This window comes from Pedobacter foliorum (genome assembly GCF_013266735.1).
In the GTDB taxonomy this organism is placed as follows: Bacteria; Bacteroidota; Bacteroidia; order Sphingobacteriales; family Sphingobacteriaceae; genus Pedobacter; species Pedobacter foliorum.
Genome location: NZ_JABSNU010000002.1, coordinates 159,006 through 177,328, shown reverse-complemented (window position 1 = coordinate 177,328; position 18,323 = coordinate 159,006). Strand labels below are relative to the sequence as shown.

Sequence of the window (18,323 nt, the reverse complement as noted above, 5' to 3'; positions counted from 1 at the left end):
TTTGCAATAAAGCGCATAACAGATAATTAAGTATTAACTGATTGAAAACCTTTTTTAATTTGACTGTACAGAAACGAATAGATTAAATTTTAGATACAAGCACGCCATCTCACCTGCCGCTCAAGCAGATTAAACAACAACAAGTAAATAATTTAAAATATTTTTAAAACGTTTTAGCTAGGAATTTTTGCGGCAATTTGCACACGTAGTCCGGCCTTAGCTTTTAAAGTTGGCATGTAATGCCCATGAAAATAATCGTGTTTTCGAAGCGAGAATTCACCCCACAGATTTTTAGTAAAAGTTTGATTCATAGTTTGGCTTATTAGGTTAGTATTTGGTTCCCGATAATGACTTATGGTGCTAAATCGATTATCTATAACAATAATACGAAAGATAATTTATAATCCAAATCTTTTACATCATTTTTTTTACACATTATTACTTTTATGCATTCGATTGCTAAATAGGCCGTTTATTGCAAACAAACCTAAACTACAACGATATCGTAACTAGGTGTCATTTATACACCTAGTACTGTCATTTACAGATAACTGCACCCTATAATTTCCTATACCTATATATATATGGTAGTCTTTCAATTTTAGAGATAATCCTAAAATTATCACGTTGTAGTAATTATTAAAATATAAATGCACAAACATTCCCTTTTTAATGGATGAAAATTTGTTATTTTGAAGTATATTAAAAAAGACAGGCCTTTTATATAAAACAGATATGCCAGTTAAGCAAAAAAAAGAAAGCGGAAACAACATTTTATCAATAGATATTGGTGGCACCAGCATTAAGGCTTGCATCTTAAGTTCAAAAGGAGACCTGCTCTCTGAATTCAAAAAGCTTCCTACTCCAAAAAATTCAACTCCTGAAGAGGTCATCAAAACCATTAAAGAACTTGTGGCATCTTTAGATGATAGCTTTGACAGAATATCTATTGGCTTTCCAGGCTATGTGAGATGTGGCAAAGTAGAAACAGCACCTAACCTCGCTAAAAATAAATGGACTAACATTGACCTTGCTCAGCAAGTAAGTAATTTATTTAAGAGACCGGTTCGATTAATAAATGATGCCGACCAACAGGCTCTTGGAATAGTTAGTGGCATTGGCTTCGAAATTGTATTTACAGTAGGTACCGGTTTTGGTACTGCACTTGTTTATGATGGCGAACTACTCCCCCACTTTGAACTAGCTCACTTACCGGTTACAAAAACCAAAGACTATGACGACTACATAGGAACTAAGGCTTTAGAAAAAATTGGAAAGAAAGATTGGAATGAACGCCTACAGCGAATCATTCAGATCTACAAAACTGTATTTAACTACGACACCTTATATATAGGCGGTGGAAATTCCAAGCACATTACCTTTGAGCTTGATCATAATATCCATTTGGTTACGAACAAGGATGGCATCAAAGGAGGTGCTAAACTTTGGGAAGTAGCCGAAAAATATCACGTATTCACAACTCGTCCTAACGACAAATAAAATAATGAAGAATAAATATACTTTAGGAATGATCGGCCTCGGAACCATGGGCCGAAATTTATTGCTTAACATGGCCGATAATGGCTTTCAGGTTACAGGTTATGACAAAGACGCGCGCATGCTTCAAAAGCTTGAAGAAGATGGCAAAGCCCATAACTTAAAAGGATTTGAATCATTAACCGATTTTGTACAAAGCTTAGAGCTTCCAAGAAGAATTATGCTTTTAGTACCTGCAGGAGCTATCGTTGACAGCGTAATTCAGGAAGTTGTTCCTTTGCTTGATAAAGGCGATATGATTATCGACAGTGGAAACTCACACTATACTGATACTAGCAGAAGAGCAATTGAGCTTTCTGACAAAGGCATCCATTTCTTTGGAATGGGTATCTCTGGTGGTGAAGAAGGTGCACGTTTTGGACCAAGCATGATGCCTGGTGGAGATAAAACTGCCTATAATGCTGTAAAACCTATCCTTGAAGCTGTTTCAGCAAAAGTTAATGGCGATCCTTGCGTAACATACATCGGCCCTGGAGCATCAGGTCACTTTGTGAAAATGGTACACAATGGTATTGAATATTCAATGATGCAGATCCTTGCTGAAGCTTATGATCTGTTAAAGAATGTACTTGGCTATAACAACGGCCAAATATTCAGCACATTTGAGAAATGGAACAATGGCAGGTTAAAATCTTTCTTATTGGAAGTAACCCGCGACATATTTAAAGTTAAAGATCCAAAAACCGGTGGATACCTGATTGATGTGATCAAAGACCAGGCAAAATCTAAAGGAACAGGAAAATGGACTTCACAAGTTTCGATGGATTTACAATTGCCAATTCCAACAATTAATGAATCGGTAAGTGCCCGTGACTTGTCAAAATTCAAAACCCTTCGTGTCGCACTTTCAAAAGCACTTCCTCATCAACAAACTAAAGTTGAAGATACAGCAGCGTTTGAAGTACAATTAGAGCAAGCGCTTTACTTTGCGATGATCACTTCATATGCTCAAGGTTTACACTTGTTGGAGCAAGCTTCGGCGGAGTTCAAATACGAACTAAATCTGAAAGAAATCTCTCAAATCTGGCGTGGTGGATGCATTATCCGTGCGGTATTACTTGAAGATATTTATCAAGCTTATAAAAAACAACCTGAGCTTCCTCATTTGTATTCTGATGAGAGCATCCAAAACCAGTTAAAAGAAATTATACCTGGTACAAGAAACGTAGTTATCACAGCATTGAGCAACGGTATTGCAATTCCTTGCTTTGCCTCTGCCCTAACCTATTACGATTCTCTTAGAACAGAAAATTCTCCACTAAATCTTACCCAGGCACAGAGAGACTTCTTTGGCGCACATACTTTTGAGCGTATTGATGAAGAAGGTATCTTCCATGCAAACTGGAACGAAAACAATTAATAATATTATAACCTACACTGCATATATAATAACATTCTAATGAAAACTAGCCTCAACGTTAACCCAACCATAGTAGTAATATTTGGAGGTACCGGTGACTTAAATTATCGCAAGCTTGCGCCCGCTCTTTATAACTTATATTCTGATGGCTACATGCCAGATAAATTTGCCATCATTGGAACTGCCCGCAGACCACTAAATGATGAAAAGTTTAGAGAAAACTTAATGGATGGCGTAAACAAGTTCTCTAGATCTGGAAAGGTAAAGCAGGATAAATGGGATAAATTTGCAGAAAATGTTATTTATAATTCTGTTGATGTAGAAACTCCTGAAAGCTTTGGTTTACTTAAAAAAAGCATAGAGAAACTTCAAAAAGAATTTGGTCCTAAAACTCAGGTTATTTATTACCTGGCTGTAGCTCCAAATCTGTTCCCGCTTATCGCTAAATGTCTTTCTGACTATGGGTTAGCTGGTACTGAAGACAACTGTCGTATTGTAATCGAAAAACCTTTTGGAAGAGACCTTGAAACTGCAAGAGAATTAAACACCATACTTACCGGCATATTTACAGAGAAACAGATCTATCGTATAGATCATTACCTGGGTAAAGAAACCGTACAAAACATTATGGCTTTCCGTTTTGCGAACTCATTCCTTGAGCCGCTTTGGAACCGCACCTATATAGACCACATCCAGATCTCTGTAACAGAGCAACTTGGTGTTGGCGACAGGGGTGGTTATTACGAAAGTGCAGGTGCTTTGAGAGATATGATTCAAAATCACTTGCTTCAACTACTTTGTTTAATTGGTATGGAAACTCCAATTAACTTTGATGCTGATGAAATCAGGAATAAAAAAGTTGATGTATTGAAAGCAATGCGTCCGTTTAGCCCTGAAGACATCCGTTTCAGCACAGTTAGAGGTCAATATACTAAAGGCTGGGTTGAAGGAAAAGAAGTACCGGGATACAGATATGAAAATGGCGTAGATCCTAATTCAAATACTGAAACCTTTGCTGCAATTAAGTTTTTTGTAGACAACTGGAGATGGCAGGGAATTCCGTTTTACGTACGTACCGGAAAACGTTTGTTCCAAACTTCTTCTTTAATCACCATTCAGTTTAAAGATGTTCCTCACCATATTTTCCCATCGGGAGTAACTGAGCACTGGCAACAAAACAGATTGATCATAAGTATTCAACCTGAAATGAGTATCCGTTTGCAAGTGCAAGGTAAGAGACCGGGTTTAGATATGGTATTGAATCCTGTTGATATGGTATTTGATTACAAAGGCACTTACAGTTCAGATACACCTGAAGCTTACGAAACTCTTTTACTAGACGTTATGACAGGCGATCAGACGCAATTTATGCGCGCTGACCAGGTAGAAGCTGCCTGGGAATTATTAATGCCTGTAATCAACGCATGGGAAAGCAAAAAATCTTTAAGCTTCCCTAATTACACAGCAGATTCATGGGGACCAGAAGACGCTGAAGCATTAATCGCAAGAGATGGTTTCCACTGGTTTGCTTTACCACTAAATAAAGAATAATGAACTTATTAATTTATAAAACTCAAAGCGAATTATTTGAGGATCTGATAGATTACATAGTAACTATTGCCAACAAGTCAATCGCTGAAAATGATTGCTTTAATTTTGTATTAACCGGAGGTAATTCTCCGAAAGCGTTGTACGAGTTATTAGCAACTACTTATCGCGATAAAATTGACTGGTCTAAAGTATATTTCTTCTTTGGCGATGAGCGTAATGTATTGCCTACCCACGAAAGCTACAACGGCTTAATGGCTAAAAAAGCAATCCTGGATCCGTTAGATATTGCTGCAGATCATATATTTTATGTAGATACTACTTTGGCTCCTGAAAAGGCTGCGATTGAATACAATAAAGCTATATCTGCTCATTTTAACGGTGCAGATATCATATTCGATCTTATCCTTTTAGGAATGGGTGATGATGCACATACCGCTTCATTATTCCCAGGAACTACTATTCTTGACAATAAAGAAGTAGAAATAGATTCAGTGTTTGTTGAAAAGCTTTCGACCTACAGAATCAGCTTTACTGCACCACTTATTAACAAGGCGAAAAACATTGCATTCCTTGTTTTTGGGGAGTCAAAGGCTCAAGCTGTAAAACACGTTATTGAAGCACCTAAAAAGAATACAAAATTGTATCCTTCACAATTAATCAACCCTGTTGATGGTAGTGTTACCTGGTTTCTTGATGATGCAGCAGCAAGCTTGTTAGATAACTAACAAGTACGAGATAGATAATTCGTTAATAAACAACAATTATACTGAGGCAACACCAACGTGTTGCCTTTTTTATGCACCTCGCCATCCTGAATTTATTTCAGGACCCCTCACCTATCAGGGCTTCATCGCACTAGCAGGGTTTCCTTTCTCTTGTGGGGTCCTGAAATAAATTCAGGATGGCGAGGTGCATTAGCAAAATATCTAAATTTTACTATCTTGCAATTAAAACACCAAACGAACCACCCCCCTATTCGTAATGAAAAAAGAAAACAATGCCCTGCCACGCAGACAATTTCTAGGAAATGTTTCAAAAGTTGGAATGTTAGGTTCACTAGCTGCCTTTTTACCCGGTAGCAGTTCAGCCGAAGTACTAAAATCCTTTGCTGCAATTCCAGAAGATGGACATGTTTTTCTAACTAAACCTTATCTGCAATTACCATCAGCAGAAGGCATGACAATAAGGTGGATAACTAACAAACTCTGTTATAGCTGGGTTGAATATGGTGAGGGAACCAATCTAAATTTAAAAGCTCACCATGTAACCGACGGTCTTGTAGATGCTCACAACAGAATCAACTTTGTTAAATTAAAAGACCTAAAACCAGGTACAAAATACAGCTATCGAGTTTTATCTAAGGAAATTACAGATTTCCAACCCTATTCTTTAAAATACGGAGATACAATAACCAGTGAAACCTATTCCTTTAACACACCTAAAGCAAACCCTGAGTCAGTATCCTGGCTCGTACTAAACGATATACATGATCGTCCGGCCTCAATTCCACACCTTTTAAAATTAAACACCGAGGACTACGATTATGTATTTTTCAATGGTGATATTTTTGATTTCCAAAAGGATGAGCAACAGATAATTGACAATATGCTGAAGCCATCTACAGATGTATTTGCCAGCACAAAACCATTTATGTTTGTTCGTGGTAATCATGAAACCAGAGGGAAGTTTTCGCGTGAATTAAAGGACTATTTTTCTACTAAAGACGACAAGGGTTACTTTGCTTATCAGTGGGGGCCTGTTTTTAATATTGTATTAGATACCGGCGAAGATAAGCCAGACGATCACCCAGTATATGCCGGAATTGTAGACTTTGATGGTTACCGCAAAGAGCAAGCAAAATGGCTGGAGGAAATCATGAAATCAAGCGCCTATAAAAAGGCAAAATTCCGAGTGGTTATGATGCACATTCCTTTGTATCATTCGGGAGATTGGCATGGACCAATGCATTGCCAGGAATTGTTTGCTCCGTTGTTTAAAAAGCACAAAATAGACATGGTAATTTCAGGCCACACGCATACTTACGGCGTTTGGCCTCCATCCGCGGAACACCCCTACCCTGTTATTATTGGTGGCGGACCGAAAGATGGAAATCGTACCCTTATTAAAATAAAAGCTGATAGTAAAACGCTGGATTTAGTTATGCTAAAGGATGATGGATCAGAAGTAGGAAAGTACAGTCTTTCTTAAACTTTTATTCGTTCTAAAACCGCAGCGTTGTTTTCAGTGTTGATGCCTTTTAGCTCAACATATTTAACATTTGGGAGCCAAAATGAACCACCTTCTATTCGCACAAAAATCCTGTCGAGCTGAATCTTTTTATTGTTAACGGTAACGTAAACATGAAACTTTTTATCCTTATCAGATCTAAGCAGATACATCGGTAGTTTTTTATGAGATACAAACCTAAGTTCAAAATGATCTTTACCTATTTCTTTTGCTTGAATTCCATAAGCGAATTTCCTTTGGATATAGTTTAAATCCTTTTTCTCGCCACTATCGCCGTAGCGAATCCAATATACAAGAATTGGTTCCGTTCTGTCCACTTCACCATTTGTATTAGCATTTAATTCACAAATAATAGTGTTGGTATTTGGATCTCTTTGCAAATAAAAAAGCTGATTCTCAATTCCCTTTGGAGTTGGAAACTTTATAGGGGATGGGTCACTTTTATCATTTGTTTGAGCGTATGCAGATAGTGCAGCGAAATTCAATATCACAGCACTTAATAAACTAAATAATAGCAGTTTATTAATAGTTAGTATGTTGGCGGTTTTCATTGGTAAGAATATTAAGGCTCAAAGATATACAGAGAATTCTAAACTCTTGAAATTCAATTGTCAAATTGCCGACATTATCTTTTACAATTAATTGCTCCAAAAGTTCTCTGTTTATAGCAAAAAAATACGTTTCTTTAACTTCGACTTACACATTAATGAATCTCAGATCGCTGTTATTAAAGTTCCTTTTAGGCACTATCAGTTTTGCAGTATTTGCACAAAAAAAAGAGAAGCCAAACGAGCTACAATTGTTTCTTCAGGCCAATGCCGATAGCACAATTATTTTTCAGCATTCATCCAATTGGCTTCCGCTTTCACCTTATTATATTTTAAGCAAAAAATCGGACACCATAACGGCCTATACATATAAAGCCCTTCCCCGATTGGATAAGAGGATTAAACTTCCGTTTTCAGTAGCGTTGAAAATTAGACATAGGAATTATGTCGCTGTAAATTTAGTCCCAATTGATGTCAATATTTATTTCCAACCCGTTTATTTTAGCCGTAAAAAACTCCTCAATTTTTGGAAAAACCTTGGAAAGGAAAAACCCTGGCAATTAGCCGATGACTATGTTGATGGCCATGCATGTATTGATAAAGATGGCAATAGAACTGGAAGTTATATTTACGACGGAGGAGAAATTTACCTGTATCTGATCACAAAAAATGAGATAAAAAAACTAGACTATTATGCCCCTCAGTTTTTTGAAAAAGAGGTTTGTCCAGGCAGAAAAGGACGAATCTCCATTCTAAAAATTGAGCAACTATTCGATAGACATTTTCAGCTATAGTATAATTGCTACAAAAAATCATTAAACTTGCGATTACAATCGCAAAATTTATATTATATTTGCGATTGTAATCGCAAAATTCATGATTTCAAGAGCAATAACAGAATCAATCAAGCACCGCTTAAACGATGAAAAGGCCATCATATTACTTGGGCCTCGCCAGGTTGGCAAAAGTACTTTATTGCAACAACTATCATCCAACTTTAAAACTGATGTATTATGGTGGAATGGTGATGACGCAGATATTCGTGCATTGTTATCTAACCCAACATCAAGTCTTTTAAGATCTCTAATTGGAAAGGCGCGAACATTGGTTATTGATGAAGCTCAACGGATAGAAAACATAGGACTATGTATAAAACTAATTATTGATCAAATTAAAGAGGTAAAAGTAATCGCTACTGGTTCATCGGCATTTGAACTTGCAAATAGTATTAATGAACCATTAACTGGTCGTAAATGGGAATACAATTTATATCCGTTTTCATTCTCTGAAATGGTTAACCATCATGGGCTTCTCGAAGAGAAACGTTTACTAAACCATAGATTAATCTATGGTTATTATCCAGAAATTGTTAATAATCCTGGGGAAGAAGAATCGCGTTTAAAGCAGCTCTCCAGTAGCTATCTATATAAAGATATTCTTACATGGGAAAGAATCCAAAAACCAGATAAGATGGAAAAGCTAGTACAAGCGCTTGCTTTTCAAATTGGTAGTGAAGTGTCGTATAATGAATTAGGGCAGTTGACAGGGTTAGATAACCAAACTACAGAAAAATATATAGACTTATTAGAAAAATCCTTTATCATATTCAGACTTAGTTCATTAAGTCGAAATTTACGTAATGAATTAAAAAAGAGTCGCAAATTTTATTTTTATGATAATGGGCTTCGAAATGCCGTCATTAACCAATTTAGCCCAGCAGTATTACGTCAGGACATCGGAGCACTTTGGGAAAATTTCATAGTTAGCGAACGTGTTAAATTCCTTGCTTATGAGCAAATTAATTGTAATCAATATTTCTGGCGTACGCATGCCCAACAGGAAATTGATTATATTGAAGAGCGCAACGGCTTAATGAATGCTTATGAAGTAAAATGGAATGTAAAAAGTAAAACTAAATTCCCTAAAACATTCTTAGATGCCTATCCGGATACGGAGACTAAAATAATTACTCCAGATAATTTTCATGAGTTTTTATTATAAACTTAACACACGTTTTCAGCTATAGTATAATTCTGAAACAGAACTGGTATATTGCAACAATTATGGGTTACGCAAAAGAAAGAGGAAAGCTTGAAAAGCTGTCAACAAAAACTGTTGGCATAAACAATTATGATGAAAAGAATTTAGCAATTCTTATTGATATTCATGAGCAATATTCACACACTGTGAGGATATTAAAAAACAAAGAACCTGAAACATTTGGTGATCTACACAAAAATGAGTTACAGGAAGTAAAAGATGGCAAAAAAGCACTCAGAGAAAGTGACTCAGAAGAAGCTCGTCTGGCTAATTTTGCTTTATATAAAGATGCGGTACAACGCGCATTAGATAAAACCATAAAAGCCACATTAGCGTCTTTATAATAGATCCAAATTGACAAATAGATTTAAATAAAAAATACCCATAAATGGGTATTTTTTATGCATTTGATTTTGGGTATTTTAGTTTATGACAAAAAAAATACCTCTCATTTGCTTATTGTCATTAGCAATCCTTACTAATTCTACTCATGCCCAATATGTTACAGGCATGGATTTTAACGACGAAGTTTATGCTTCGGTTCCACAAAAAGCAAAACTCACCCGAAGTTTAACAGTTTTACCTCCATCAGCAAGTATAAAAGCATATACCCCTACTCCCGGTAACCAGGGTTCATATGGCACCTGTACTTCATGGGCAGTTGCCTATTGTGGCAAAACCATTGTTGAGGCAATTAAAAATAATTGGTTAGATCAAAAAACGATAACTGATAATGCTTATGCTCCGGCATTTTTATTCCGGATGCTTAAACCTAATGACAATTCATGTGTTGGGGGATCGGTAATCTCCTACGCTATGGAAATAATGAAACAGCAAGGGGCAATTTATTACAAGGACTTGCCCGTTGTATGTACCCCGTCCATTACAGAAAGTCAGCTGGCACTTGCTAAATCCTCCAAAATCAAGGATTATATGCGTCTTTTTGATGCTGGAGCTTCCTCTCAACTAAAAATTCAATCTGTAAAAAAGTCTATTTCTGAGAAAAAACCAGTAGTATTTGGTATGATTTGTCCGAATTCATTTATGAGTGCAAAAGAAGTATGGACTCCTACAGAACAACCTTTAGAAAGTTACGGCGGTCATGCTATGTGCGTGGTTGGTTATAGTGATGACCAATTTGGCGGAGCATTTGAAGTTCAGAACAGTTGGGGAACCAGGTGGGGAAATAAGGGTTATACCTGGGTCAGGTATGAAGATTTTGCAAAATTCACCCGATATGCATATGAATTTATAGATCTACCGGAGGCTTCACCTACAATTGCAGATCTTTCAGGCAGTATCAGATTAACTCTTGCTAACAATGCAGATATGCCTGTTACACTGCTAACTTCAACTCGAGGTTTAAAAGTAACTCCTGCAAAGTCAACCACCGGCCCTTTATCTATTTATCAAACCAAATCCACGTATAATTCAGGAACCAGATTTCGTATTTACATTTCTAACAATGAGCCTGCGTATGTTTACGCAATCAGTACCGACCTGAGTAATGAAATCACCAAAATTTTCCCTTATGAAGATGGCATAAGTGCCGCACTTACCGACAAAAAAAATGATGTCGCCATTCCTGATGAAGATCATTTCATAGAGTTTGATGACAAGCCGGGAAAAGATCTGCTATGTGTATTATACAGCAAAGATGAATTAAATATTGATGACCTCATTTCAAAAATCAAGACTAGTGAAGGCAGTTTCAATGAAAGAATCTTTAAAGTTCTTGAGGAAAAAATAGTTGAAGCTGGGAACATCAAATTCTCCAATGATAAAATTGCCTTTGATGGATTTAGCAAAGGGAAAAGTATTGTACCAATGATGGTAGAAATGGGACACCAATAATTAATTAAACATGAAAAAATTTAGGTTAATGCTGTTCTTACTGATGGCAGCTACTTCTTTAAATTCTTTATTTGCGCAAACCAACGCAAATGAAGAATTAATATTTCATTCCGATTTTACTACCCCAGATGGCTGGGATAAAGAACCTACAGATAATTTTACCGTTAGAACAGATTCTGGTTTTTTGCTATTGAATGAAGAAAATGCAAACAAATTCTTTGAAAAGGTCCTAAACTTTGACATGGATATTAGTCGGGATTTTAGCATAGAGGCTTCCATATCACGTATAAAAGGTGGAGACCAGGGATCAACATTTGGAATTATCTTTGGAGGTCTTCCAAGCAAACCTTCTGTAAATAATAGTTTTGTATTCTCGTCCAATGGAGTGGTCGCCTTTACTTCTTTCGACAAGTCTGATATCTATACAAAAGTTGAAGATACAACTGCGGCCAAAGCGGTGAAATCAGAACCAGGGCAATACAATAAAATAAAGATTGTACGTGTAGGTTCATCTGTAGTCTGTTTCATTAATGATGTAGTTGTATTTAAAAAAACAGGTATCGAAATGTATGGCAGTAATATTGGGTTTGACATTGGCGAAGGCGTTACACTTGGCGTTGACTATTTGAAGATAAATTATCTGCTATCCCCTCCCCCATCTATTGCTGCAGCATTTGCAGGTTCAGACAAAACCCCACCTCAAATTACCATCACCAACCCTGTTGTTACTCGTGGTTTAAAAGTAGTTCAAAGCGGAAGTAAAATTGCAGTAACCGGAACAGCTACTGATAATAGCGGTATTAAAGGAGTACAGGTAAACGGCATTAATGCCAGGATAGACGGAGCAGGAAACTTCTCTGCAGACATCACGCTAGCTACAGGCGACAATAAGCTTAAAGTAAAGGCCACCGACGGGATGATGAATACTGGAGAATTTGACTTTATTATTAATAGAAATCCTGCCAGTAAAGACCCGCAACCAGTGCCAATTGTACCCGTAAATGTAAAAACCATAAGCTCAACAGGCAAATATTATGCGCTTATTATTGGCATTCAAGACTATAATGACGAAAGTATTCCCGATTTGGATCAACCCATTGCGGATGCAAAATCATTACACAACATACTAACTACGGGTTATACTTTTGATGAGGAAAATGTTACTTTATTAACAAATCCAACACGTGCAGAACTATTTAGTTCATTAGAAACCCTTTCACATAAAATAACACCTGAAGATAATGTTCTGATCTTTTATGCAGGCCATGGCTTATGGGATCCTGCACGAAAACAAGGATATTGGTTTCCTTCTGATGCAGGGAGATCAATCCGCTCTTCGTGGGTTACCAATGCCGATTTAAAAGAGTATCTCACTGCCATTCCATCCAAACATACATTGCTCATTACCGATGCTTGTTTTGCTGGGAGTATTTTTAAAAGCCGAGCTATTTTAACTGGTGCGCCAAAAGCCATAAAAGAGCTTTATGACATGCAGAGTCGAAAAGCAATGACTAGCGGAACATTAAAGGAAGTGCCTGATAAAAGCGTATTCATTGAATATCTGGTAAAACGCCTTATGCAAAATACGGCCAAATATTTATCAGCAGAAAGGTTGTATTCAAGCTTTAGGGAGGCTGTAATCAACAATAGCGCAAATGGACAAGTACCGCAATATGGAGAGATTAAAGAAGCCGGTGATGAGGGAGGAGATTTTATATTTATTAAGAAGTAAGAAAATGAAAATAAAACTATTAACAATATTGCTTTTAATGTTTTGTACAGGCGATTTATTAGCTCAGTCAGGAAATGAAGCCAGGGAGTCAAGAGAATTAATTACCAAAAGCGATAAATTACGAAAAGAAGGAAAAATACTGGAAGCGGACAAATTATTATTTGAAGCTAATGAAAAGGCTCCGGTTGCAAAGTTGTCGACCATTGCATTTGAAAAATTAAAGTCTGGTGATGTTAAAGGTGCAAATAGATGCTGGGATGCTTTGATTGCAAGTTTTAAAAAACAGAATTTAAGTAGCAAGGACAGTCGGGAAGGTAGCCTCGAGGTCAATTTTTATACTCAAACTGTAAGTAATCTTGATATGGGTGACCCTGCTGTGGGAATAAGAGTGGCTATTGAACATTTGCAATCACGAACTGCAAAGTCATTTACGTATTTGCAGCAAACATCTTGTTGGTTGGCAATTGACGCATGTTATCAAACAAGCGATTTAGAAAATCTCAAAACTATAAAATCACTCGCTGAAAAAGCAGATTATAAGCGTGGCATTTTTGTGTCAGGAATTTACAGCTTGTTATTAGAAAAAAAATATGATGAGGTTATTTCCAGGCTTAACAGAATTAGTGTTGAAGGAGAAGATTACAGGCTTGCCAAAAAAATGTCTAAATCAATGCTCCCTTTTGCCTACTTTGGAAAAGGTGATACAGAAAATTTAAAGAAAAGTATTGAGGAAATTGACAGGATATTAGTTTGGGAATCCCTGACATACTATCAGGGATTATTAGCTTTGAGTCAGAAAGAATATGCCCAGGCGATTCCAATGTTTACCGAGGCGATGAAGCCAGGCAAAATTGCCTTGAATAAAATTGAAAGAAGAGGGAAATTTCGGTACTACACTTACCGCGCTGAAGCTTACCTGGGTTTAAAAGATTACGGTAATGCTAAAAAGGACTACGATGCTGCATTGATTTATAATCCCAATTATCAACCTGCATTAGATGGTCTTGCCAAACTGGAAGGAAATCAGATTGTGGCCCGTAAAGCCGACAAAACCGGTCCAGAAATAAAGATATTAGAACCCACCAATATGCGAGGGTTGAAAGTTGTAGCCGTCGGAAAAGATATCATGATCAAGGGAATTGCTTCAGACCCTTCGGGTCTAAAATCTGCCACTATTAACGGACAGACGATATATTCAAAAGAGGAAGGTGATTTTTGGGGAACAGTCGCATTAGCGGATGGTGTAAACAAGTTTGAGATTATAGCAACCGACCTGGCGGAAAATATAAGCAAACAAGTTTTCGAAATAGAAAAAGCCGCCACACCAATTGCAGTAACACCTATAGCGGTAACAGAAAAACAGGGTAAAAACTATGCCGTATTTATTGCCAGTCAGAACTATGACGATTCAACAATCCCCTCCCTGGAAAACCCTATCGCTGATGCAATAAAGCTAAAACTCATCCTTAAGAACAGTTACAATTTTGGGGAGGATAATATCTATAGTCTGTTTAATCCGCAACGCGATGATTTTAAAAAGAAGTTCCTGGAATTAAAAGAAGCTTTGCAACCTGAAGACAACCTTGTGATCTTTTATGCTGGTCACGGTATTTGGGTAGATAAAGAGAAAAGAGGTTATTGGCTGCTTACAGATGCACAGCGAAATGATGTAAATACATGGCTACCAAACAAACAGGTATTGGATCTGATTGCGGAATTACCTTCGAGACATACACTTTTGATTACTGATGCCTGTTTTTCAGGCTCTGTTTTTAAATCCCGTAGTATTGGAGCTGATGCTCCTGTGGCGTTGAAAGAAATGAACAGCAAAATTACGCGTGTAGCCATCACTTCTGGTAATGATACTGAGGTGCCTGATGTAAGCGTATTTATGAAGTACCTGGTAAAAGCTTTGAGCGAAAACAAGGATAAATATCTGTCTGCACAAAAAATGTTTACTACCCAAATTATTGAAGCGGTGATGACAGAATCGAAAACAGAACCCAGATATGGTACATTGGAATTGGCGGGGCATGTTGAGGGTGATTTTATATTTAATAAGAAATGAAAAAGATAAAAGGTACATTATTACTGGGAGGTTTGATGATTTGCATAGCTATGCAGGTATTTGCACAATCTGGAGAGGAAAGAGATAAAGATGTTGAAGCTCATAAAAAAGCATATAAACTTTATGAGCAAGCTAAAAAAAGCTGGAAAGAAGGAGATTATGTTACTGCAGATAAGCAATACCGGGAATCGATAACCACTTACCCATTGCTAAATTCACTGAGTGATTTTCCTAAACATAAAATGAAGATTGGAGATATCAAGGGCGCAAATGCAGAATGGGATTTAATTTTGAAAGTGATAAGGGGGTACCCCCGCATCCTCGTAGAAAATGAAGGGAATATAGTACGCCGTTACACATACCAGTCTGTAGATAAGTTCTTGATTCGGGCTTATAATGATCGGGCATCGGCAAATGTATTTGACGGAGACCTAAAACAGACGTTGAATGATTACCGTGCCCTGGAAAAATTGGGTGGTTTAGTTACCGATATGCTTGGCCAGGTAACCAATAGTGGGCTGTTAACCAGTGATAAATATACCGCTTTCGGAGAAATGGCTATACAGTCTGGTGATTTTACAGCTGCACGGCACTGCATAGATACGCTCAATAAATTTTATGAAGGAAAGCGGGGACATGGGGATCGGCAATTATCACCTGTATATCTCAGTGCCAGGCTTGCGTTGGCCGAAGAGAAATACGAAGAGGCCATTGCTTTATGCGACAGGGTAGGAAAAGAAGACAAAGGAATATCCAGGTACTGGAGAGACAAGGCAAAGTTGACTAAGGCTCAAGCCTACGCAAAAATGGGCAATGTTGCCCAGGCCAGAATAGCTTTTAAAGAAGCTTCTTTTTCCGAGAAAATTCCCGATGTTGCTTATACTTCAGGTCTTATCGAATTAGCTGCAAAGGCTTATGAACCTGCCATAGCTAAATTTAAAGCTGCCTTTGAGTTTAAGTATAATGACCTGATAATAAATGAAACATCTGGTTCATGGGCAAAGTACAGATACCTGACTGGGAGAGCCGAAGCTCATGCTGGCTTAAAGGATTACACCAAAGCCCAAACAGATTATGAGCTTGCGTTACTGTATAAAGATGATTACCAGCCTGCAATAAACGGATTGGCCCAGTTGGAAAGTCACCTGGTACAAGAAGCAAAATCTGATAAAAGTCCACCTGAAATTGTCATTACCGAACCTGATATTAAAAGAGGCCTTAAAATTACCGCTGCGGAAGCAACTGTCATGATCAAAGGAGTCGCAAAAGACCCATCAGGTCTTAAAAGTGTAACCATCAATGGCAACAAAATATATGCACAGAATGGTGGTGATTTTTGGGGGGATGTAAGGCTGGTCGATGGAATCAATAAATTTACCTTGGTAGCAGAAGATGCATCGGGTAATAACGGGGAACTGGTTTTTGAAATTGAAAAGATTACCCAGGTTGCCGGCAATGAAATCAGTCCGGTTATTACACAGGAAGGTAAGAATTACTGTTTGTTGATTGCTGCACAAAACTACGACGATAGCAGTATTCCTTCCCTGGAAAATCCTATTGCTGATGCCATCAAATTAAAACTGATCCTTAAAAGCAATTATAATTTTGTTGAAAGTAACATTTTAACCCTGTTTAATCCGGGGAATAAAGAAATTAAAAGGCAATTGATGGAGTTGACCAGCACTTTGCAGCCTGAGGATAATCTGCTGATTTTTTATGCCGGCCATGGCATTTGGGTAGAAAAAGAAAAAAAGGGGTATTGGTTGTTAACAGATGCTAAATATAAAGATATAAATACCTGGTTGCCTAATAAGGATGTGCTGGACCTTATTGCAAAGCTCCCCTCCAGACACACTTTACTTATTACAGACGCCTGTTTTTCTGGTTCGGTATTCAAAACCCGGGGTCTAAAAGATGCACCTCCGGCTATCAAAGAAATGGAAAACAAAATTACAAGAGTTGCCATCACCTCTGGAAACGACACCGAGGTACCTGATGTAAGCGTATTTATGAAGTACTTGGTAAAGGCATTGAGTGATAACAAAGAGAAATACCTGACCGCGCAAAAAATGTTCATCAACCAGATTATTGAAGCAGTGATGACGGAATCGAAAACGGAACCAAGATATGGCACGCTTGAACTGGCTGGGCACGTAGGCGGAGATTTTATATTTACCAAGAAATGAAAACATGGATTAAATGGCTAATAAGTTTTCTTCATGCTTTTGTTCTCTTTGTTCTTACTGTTTTCTGGGTAAATACAGATTACAGTTATGGCGATGAACGAATGCTTATCCAATGGTCGTCAATACTAAAACGGGTTGTTTTACAAATTGATGAAGACCCTCCTAAAAAGGATTTCTTATTTATAAATCTGGCATATGACAAGGCACTAATCCCGCTTAAAGATGCGTTAGGAAATGAAGTTATTACTGACCGCGCTAAACTAGCTCAGTTTTTCACAATATTAAAAAAGCACCAAAAATTAGTAAGATTCACCATCTGCGATGTTTTTCTAAAAGGTGTATCAGAAAATGACAGCTTGCTAAAAAACAGTGTTAAAGGAATAAACGACATTGTTTTCCCAACTCATTTCGATGATGACAGTAAAGTTGAAAAACTGGACATCGAAGTCCCAAATGCAATAGCAGATTACAGTAGGGCCAGTGAGGGTTTTCTAAAGTTCAAGTTATTTCAGGATGACAACAAACCAACTATCCCTGTCTACATGTACGAGAAACTGGAGAAAAGGGCTTTTTCTTACACTGAGGATTGGCACTGGGATAATAATAAGCCAAGTTTAAACTCAATAATAATTGACTATCAGATCAGGTCTCATGAGTTATTTGAACAAGGGGAATATCCAGTTGTAAGTCTATCAGATTTGCTTATTCTCCCAGATGAAATAATTGCAAGCGATTTTTTGGCTAATAGAATCATTGTGATGGGAGATTTTAATAGTGACATCCATGAAACCGTTTTCGGTCCGACTCCTGGAACGTTGATTTTGTTAAATGTTTACCTCACTTTAAAGTCCGGATATCATTTAATAACCTGGTATTGGATTATTTTCCTGATAGTTGCATATACAGCCTTCTCCAGACTGATGCTTTTTCCAAAAGACGATGATGTAAAGGTTAAAAACATAAAGTGGTTAGGCCCTTTATTAGTAAGTGCTACATACCTATCGGTATTGTCAGTCTGTTCCTATTTTTTCTTCAACATCCATATCCAGGTATTAATTCTAACACTTTACATAAATTTAATCCGATATATAATACGACTAAGACAGGCTGAATGGAGTAAGAATCAATTCAAAACCTGGGTCATAGAATTACGTGAATCTTATTTTAACGAAAAATAATT

General features: G+C 37.3%; 14 protein-coding genes. 13 read left to right on the top strand and 1 reads right to left on the bottom strand.

The annotated features are described in order from the left end of the window. Positions 1 to 735: 735 nt before the first annotated feature. From HQN83_RS04570 to HQN83_RS04550, 5 genes are all read left to right on the top strand, one after another. On the top strand, positions 736 to 1,500 hold the full coding sequence (locus HQN83_RS04570) for an ROK family protein (RefSeq protein WP_173089107.1): 765 nt from the start codon (positions 736 to 738) through the stop codon (positions 1,498 to 1,500). A 4-nt stretch (positions 1,501 to 1,504) separates the two neighbouring features. Next, entirely contained in the window at positions 1,505 to 2,917 is a 1,413-nt protein-coding gene (gene gndA / locus HQN83_RS04565) for an NADP-dependent phosphogluconate dehydrogenase (RefSeq protein WP_173089104.1), read from the top strand. 39 nt (positions 2,918 to 2,956) lie between these two features. After that, entirely contained in the window at positions 2,957 to 4,468 is a 1,512-nt protein-coding gene (gene zwf / locus HQN83_RS04560) for a glucose-6-phosphate dehydrogenase (RefSeq protein WP_173089102.1), read from the top strand. Then, positions 4,468 to 5,193 (top strand): 6-phosphogluconolactonase, encoded by a 726-nt coding sequence (pgl, locus tag HQN83_RS04555; RefSeq protein ID WP_173089100.1) that lies wholly within the window; start codon positions 4,468 to 4,470, stop codon positions 5,191 to 5,193. The genes zwf and pgl overlap by 1 nt, the downstream gene beginning before the upstream one ends. Positions 5,194 to 5,449: 256 nt before the next feature. After that, positions 5,450 to 6,676 (top strand): purple acid phosphatase family protein, encoded by a 1,227-nt coding sequence (locus HQN83_RS04550; protein WP_173089098.1) that lies wholly within the window; start codon positions 5,450 to 5,452, stop codon positions 6,674 to 6,676. Here HQN83_RS04550 and HQN83_RS04545 read toward each other — a convergent pair. After that, positions 6,673 to 7,266, bottom strand: coding sequence for a DUF4833 domain-containing protein (locus HQN83_RS04545; protein WP_173089096.1), 594 nt, complete (start codon positions 7,264 to 7,266; stop codon positions 6,673 to 6,675). The two genes, HQN83_RS04550 and HQN83_RS04545, sit on opposite strands and share 4 nt — an antisense overlap. A 155-nt stretch (positions 7,267 to 7,421) precedes the next feature. Here HQN83_RS04545 and HQN83_RS04540 point away from each other — a divergent pair, with 155 nt between their 5' ends. From HQN83_RS04540 to HQN83_RS04505, 8 genes are all read left to right on the top strand, one after another. Further along, positions 7,422 to 8,057, top strand: coding sequence for a hypothetical protein (locus HQN83_RS04540; protein ID WP_173089094.1), 636 nt, complete (start codon positions 7,422 to 7,424; stop codon positions 8,055 to 8,057). An 82-nt stretch (positions 8,058 to 8,139) separates the two neighbouring features. Then, complete coding sequence (locus HQN83_RS04535) at positions 8,140 to 9,264, top strand: ATP-binding protein (protein ID WP_173089092.1); 1,125 nt, start codon at positions 8,140 to 8,142, stop codon at positions 9,262 to 9,264. Between the two features lie 62 nt (positions 9,265 to 9,326). Then, positions 9,327 to 9,647, top strand: coding sequence for a hypothetical protein (locus tag HQN83_RS04530; RefSeq protein ID WP_173089090.1), 321 nt, complete (start codon positions 9,327 to 9,329; stop codon positions 9,645 to 9,647). Between the two features lie 85 nt (positions 9,648 to 9,732). Beyond that, positions 9,733 to 11,157 (top strand): C1 family peptidase, encoded by a 1,425-nt coding sequence (locus HQN83_RS04525; RefSeq protein ID WP_173089088.1) that lies wholly within the window; start codon positions 9,733 to 9,735, stop codon positions 11,155 to 11,157. A 10-nt stretch (positions 11,158 to 11,167) separates the two neighbouring features. Beyond that, positions 11,168 to 12,889: a caspase family protein gene (locus HQN83_RS04520; RefSeq protein WP_173089086.1), complete on the top strand. Its 1,722-nt coding sequence runs from the start codon at positions 11,168 to 11,170 to the stop codon at positions 12,887 to 12,889. A gap of 4 nt (positions 12,890 to 12,893) precedes the next feature. Next, on the top strand, positions 12,894 to 14,957 hold the full coding sequence (locus HQN83_RS04515) for a caspase family protein (RefSeq protein ID WP_173089084.1): 2,064 nt from the start codon (positions 12,894 to 12,896) through the stop codon (positions 14,955 to 14,957). Next, positions 14,954 to 17,143 (top strand): caspase family protein, encoded by a 2,190-nt coding sequence (locus HQN83_RS04510; RefSeq protein ID WP_173089082.1) that lies wholly within the window; start codon positions 14,954 to 14,956, stop codon positions 17,141 to 17,143. The genes HQN83_RS04515 and HQN83_RS04510 overlap by 4 nt, the downstream gene beginning before the upstream one ends. Further along, complete coding sequence (locus tag HQN83_RS04505; RefSeq protein WP_173089080.1) at positions 17,140 to 18,321, top strand: CHASE2 domain-containing protein; 1,182 nt, start codon at positions 17,140 to 17,142, stop codon at positions 18,319 to 18,321. Before HQN83_RS04510 ends, HQN83_RS04505 begins: the two co-directional genes overlap by 4 nt. Positions 18,322 to 18,323: the final 2 nt, after the last annotated feature.

What these genes read in the sequence shown, in the direction of transcription:
- HQN83_RS04520 (WP_173089086.1), top strand. Translation starts at nt 11,168, where the DNA reads ATGAAAAAATTTAGGTTAATGCTGTTCTTACTGATGGCAGCTACTTCT.
- gndA (WP_173089104.1), top strand. Translation starts at nt 1,505, where the DNA reads ATGAAGAATAAATATACTTTAGGAATGATCGGCCTCGGAACCATGGGC.
- zwf (WP_173089102.1), top strand. Translation starts at nt 2,957, where the DNA reads ATGAAAACTAGCCTCAACGTTAACCCAACCATAGTAGTAATATTTGGA.
- HQN83_RS04525 (WP_173089088.1), top strand. Translation starts at nt 9,733, where the DNA reads ATGACAAAAAAAATACCTCTCATTTGCTTATTGTCATTAGCAATCCTT.
- HQN83_RS04505 (WP_173089080.1), top strand. Translation starts at nt 17,140, where the DNA reads ATGAAAACATGGATTAAATGGCTAATAAGTTTTCTTCATGCTTTTGTT.
- HQN83_RS04530 (WP_173089090.1), top strand. Translation starts at nt 9,327, where the DNA reads ATGGGTTACGCAAAAGAAAGAGGAAAGCTTGAAAAGCTGTCAACAAAA.
- HQN83_RS04535 (WP_173089092.1), top strand. Translation starts at nt 8,140, where the DNA reads ATGATTTCAAGAGCAATAACAGAATCAATCAAGCACCGCTTAAACGAT.
- HQN83_RS04515 (WP_173089084.1), top strand. Translation starts at nt 12,894, where the DNA reads ATGAAAATAAAACTATTAACAATATTGCTTTTAATGTTTTGTACAGGC.
- pgl (WP_173089100.1), top strand. Translation starts at nt 4,468, where the DNA reads ATGAACTTATTAATTTATAAAACTCAAAGCGAATTATTTGAGGATCTG.
- HQN83_RS04570 (WP_173089107.1), top strand. Translation starts at nt 736, where the DNA reads ATGCCAGTTAAGCAAAAAAAAGAAAGCGGAAACAACATTTTATCAATA.
- HQN83_RS04545 (WP_173089096.1), bottom strand. Translation starts at nt 7,266, where the DNA reads ATGAAAACCGCCAACATACTAACTATTAATAAACTGCTATTATTTAGT.
- HQN83_RS04510 (WP_173089082.1), top strand. Translation starts at nt 14,954, where the DNA reads ATGAAAAAGATAAAAGGTACATTATTACTGGGAGGTTTGATGATTTGC.
- HQN83_RS04540 (WP_173089094.1), top strand. Translation starts at nt 7,422, where the DNA reads ATGAATCTCAGATCGCTGTTATTAAAGTTCCTTTTAGGCACTATCAGT.
- HQN83_RS04550 (WP_173089098.1), top strand. Translation starts at nt 5,450, where the DNA reads ATGAAAAAAGAAAACAATGCCCTGCCACGCAGACAATTTCTAGGAAAT.